Consider the following 2451-nt stretch of genomic DNA (forward strand, 5'->3'; position numbering starts at 1 on the left):
GACAGAACAGATTTCATCAAGCTTCGCTTGATGAACATAATCAATGGGAACGAAGAAGTCGATCGAGCTATTAGTAACGGTAAGCTTCATGCATTACTGCACTTCCACACCCGTCCTATCAACGTGGTCGTCTTCCACGGCTCTGATAGGGAACACTCGTTTTCAGGTTGGTTTCCCGCTTAGATGCCTTCAGCGGTTATCCATTCCGTATATAGCTACTCTGCTATGCCCTTGGCAGGACAACAGATCCACCAGAGATACGTCCATCCCGGTCCTCTCGTACTAGGGACAGATCCTGTCAATATTCCTACACCCACGGCAGATAGGGACCGAACTGTCTCACGACGTTCTGAACCCAACTCACGTACCGCTTTAAATGGCGAACAGCCATACCCTTGGGACCTGCTCCAGCCCCAGGATGCGATGAGTCGACATCGAGGTGCCAAACAACCCCGTCGATATGGACTCTTGGGGGTCATCAGCCTGTTATCCCCGGCGTACCTTTTATCCGTTGAGCGATGGCCCTTCCACACGGGACCACCGGATCACTATGACCGACTTTCGTCTCTGCTCGACTTGTCAGTCTCGCAGTCAGGCTAGCTTATGCCATTGCACTCGACGACCGATTTCCGACCGGTCTGAGCTAACCATCGCGCGCCTCCGTTACTCTTTCGGAGGCGACCGCCCCAGTCAAACTACCCACCATACACTGTCCCGGATCCGGATAACGGACCGCGGTTAGACATCCACGAAGATAAGGGTGGTATTTCAAGGATGGCTCCACGGGAACTGGCGTCCCCGCTTCAAAGCCTACCACCTATCCTACACATGCCTTGGCGAATGCCAGTGTAAAGCTATAGTAAAGGTGCACGGGGTCTTTCCGTCTGACCGCAGGAACCCCGCATCTTCACGGGGAATTCAATTTCACTGAGTCTATGTTGGAGACAGCGGGGAAGTCGTTACGCCATTCGTGCAGGTCGGAACTTACCCGACAAGGAATTTCGCTACCTTAGGACCGTTATAGTTACGGCCGCCGTTTACTGGGGCTTCAGTTCAGAGCTTGCACCCCTCCCTTTAACCTTCCAGCACCGGGCAGGCGTCAGACCCTATACGTCGTATTGCTACTTCGCAGAGCCCTGTGTTTTTGATAAACAGTCGCTACCCCCTGGTCTGTGCCACCCTGACATACTTGCGTACAACAGGGTCACGCTTCTTCCGAAGTTACGCGTGCAATTTGCCGAGTTCCTTCAACATAGTTCTCTCAAGCGCCTTGGTATACTCTACCTGACCACCTGTGTCGGTTTCGGGTACGGTCTATACGGTGGAGCTATTTCCTGGAACCTCTTCGCCGCCCAACCAATCCAATAAGGTTGAACAACACACAAGATCCGTCACTACCACCAGGCCCACGAATATTAACGTGGTTCCCATCGACTACGCGTGTCCGCCTCGTCTTAGGGGCCGGCTAACCCTGCTCAGATTAACTTTAAGCAGGAACCCTTGGTCTTTCGGCGAGGGAGTCTCTCACTCCCTTTATCGTTACTCATGTCAACATTCGCACTTCCGATATCTCCAGCAGCCCTCACGGGTCCGCCTTCACAGACTTACGGAACGCTCCGCTACCACACAACTTACGTTGTATCCTCAGCTTCGGTGCATGGCTTTAGCCCCGTTACATTTTCGGCGCAAAGACCCTTATTTAGACCAGTGAGCTGTTACGCTTTCTTTAAATGATGGCTGCTTCTAAGCCAACATCCTGGTTGTTTTGGGATCCTCACATCCTTTCCCACTTAGCCATGACTTGGGGACCTTAGCTGGAGGTCAGGGTTGTTGCCCTCTTCACGACGGACGTTAGCACCCGCCGTGTGTCTGCCGACTAGTACTCCTCGGTATTCGGAGTTTGGTTAGGATCAGTAAGACGGTGAGTCCCCATAGCCCATCCAGTGCTCTACCCCCGAGGGTATTCGGTCGACGCTCTACCTAAATAGATTTCGCGGAGAACCAGCTATTTCCGAGTTTGATTGGCCTTTCACCCCTAGCCACAAGTCATCCCAATCTATTGCAACAGATATGGGTTCGGCCCTCCAGTTGGTGTTACCCAACCTTCAGCCTGCTCATGGCTAGATCACTCGGTTTCGGGTCTAATGCAACAAACTAAACGCCCTATTCAGACTCGCTTTCGCTACGCCTACACCTACCGGCTTAAGCTTGCTTGCTACACTAAGTCGTTGACCCATTATACAAAAGGTACGCCGTCACTCTTTCGAGCTCCGACTGCTTGTAGGCATCCGGTTTCAGGTTCTATTTCACTCCCCTCGTCGGGGTGCTTTTCACCTTTCCCTCACGGTACTTGTTCGCTATCGGTCATGCACGAGTACTTAGGCTTGGAGAGTGGTCTCCCCATGTTCAGACAGGATTTCACGTGTCCCGCCCTACTCAAGGACAATGCCT

The 2451-nt window shown here is 52.6% G+C and carries 1 rRNA gene; it reads right to left on the minus strand.

The window, feature by feature from the left end:
* Positions 1-49: 49 nt before the first annotated feature.
* A 23S ribosomal RNA gene (locus QRN85_RS24280) occupies positions 50-2451 on the minus strand; the annotation flags it as partial.

This window comes from Agrobacterium sp. fls2-241-TYG-188a, assembly GCF_030209845.1.